Below are 1,890 nucleotides of genomic sequence, written 5' to 3'. Positions count from 1 at the left end.
GGAGACAACTCCGGGCTGCGCGGGAAGTTCAGAGATCGTCCACTTGTATTCTGCCCTGAACGGGAGAGCGGCCAGCAATGGCTCACGTCGAAGGACTGCGTGTGGCGCGACGCGCGCGAGTTGTTCGGGGACGCGTTCGGGTACCTGGAGCAGGCCTATCCGAGGCTACGGGACTTCTTCGTCGAAACCCTCGGCGTGAAGGCTAACGTCGATACCGAATCCTATGCGCGACGATGGTTGCAGCTCCAAACGGAATCACCTTCTGCTGACGGCTCACGTCGGCAGGTTGTCGCCATGCTCTACCGAGAGCTCCGCCAAGCGCTGAAAATGGACCCGCAGCCCCACTGGTTGGGCAATTTCCTGCGGAAGGCGCAGGTCTACACCCAGACTGATACCTTTGAGGATCCCGCTTATGTGGTAGTCCCTGACGACGGCAATCTAAAGCGACTGTTCAGTGGCGATGTCTCTTTTGCGTGGCGTCCGGAGCACGATGCCTTCGCCGAATGGCAACCCCTATACGAAGCTCTCAAAACACGCCGCCTGTCCGAATGTGTTCATACAGAGCTCGACCAGAAAGTTGAGGCAGGAATCGTTTCGGAAGGACGCCTGCTCACATCGGCGGCTGTCCAAATGATTGCATCTTGGCTACGCGAGAAGGAGAAGTCGGCCTATGAACGCCTTCTGAAAGATGGCGTGTTCAAGCGTCTTTTCCAGGTTAGGGAGGAGCAGGCGCAAGTTCCCTTGCAGGTTGTTTACACACTCGACGGCATGGGTAACGCTCCCTGCGTCAAGAGCGAAGAGATTCCAGTTTTCTGGGATCAGGACGAGTTTCGCTTGATTCGCAGTTCTGCCAAAGACGTTGGATACGCAAAAATCGATGCTGCCAACCAAATAACTCGTTTCCTTCTGGATAGCCAAGAGGATAAGCATGGCCTTTCCAGTTGGATTGAGCTGGTCTTCGGAGAAGGTGACACCAGAAGACTCAAAAATAACAACTGGTCGGTGCCCCGCGAAATCCTCGCTTTGTCAAGCAACTTGGCGTTATCAAGTGATGAGGAAGTCCTAGAATTCCAAGCCAAAACCGGGAATGCTCCTCTGTCTCCGGCACCTAATACCGCCGCCTCACCCGCTAGACCGCCCAAACCGGAAGCTCCATCAAGATCCGAGCCTAAAGCACCGCCGGAAACGCCTGCATATTCAACTTCACCGCACTGCCAACCAGAGTCGGATAAATCATGCGAAACATCGCGATCAGAACACGACAGTGGGGGAACAGCCTCAGCCCTAGGAGCGGATTCAAACACACAACAAGAAATCGACCCAGCTCTGGAGGAAATTGCCAAACTAAAGAATGACAGGCAAATCATAGAGTCCACTGCCCGCAAGGACCGCCCAACGTTTCCAACCAGGCCAGTGGCCAATCCGGAACGACGTCAAGAGCGTCTTGGCGAGCAACTAACCGACGCGCCCGATAAGGAATACGAGAAACGCGAAAGAAGTGTTCGAACCACCAACGGTGCCATTGACCCGATCACATGGCTCCGAAACCAATATACGAACGAAGCCGACCAAATGGTCTGCCAGATATGCAAAGAGGAGATGCCCTTCCGGAAGCGCGATGGAGCCCACTACTTCGAGAAAAAGGAAGCCCTCTCCAAAAAGTATCTGCCGAAAGAGCATGAAGCTCAGTATCTGGCCCTTTGCCCTCTTTGCGCCGCTAAATACGATGAATTTGTAAAAACCGACGACGAGGTAATGGCCGAGCTAAGGGAAGAGATTGTCAGTGCGGAGGATTGTGAGATTCCAATATCACTCGGTGACGAGAAAACCAGCATCCGTTTCGTAGAGACCCATTTGCATGATCTTAAGAACATCCTGGAAGAAATGGGC

Annotated in this window: 1 protein-coding gene; it reads left to right on the top strand. The window is 53.9% G+C overall.

Features of this window, described 5'->3' with window-relative positions:
- Positions 1 to 99 precede the first annotated feature (99 nt).
- Positions 100 to 1,890, top strand: a 1,791-nt coding sequence (locus GX839_07725) for a hypothetical protein (protein ID NLB05341.1), incomplete at its 3' end; no start/stop codon positions are given.

It is taken from the genome of Fastidiosipila sp. (assembly GCA_012511175.1).
Lineage (GTDB): Bacteria > Bacillota > Clostridia > Saccharofermentanales > DTU023 > UBA4923.
This window is presented reverse-complemented; position numbering and strand designations above follow the sequence as displayed.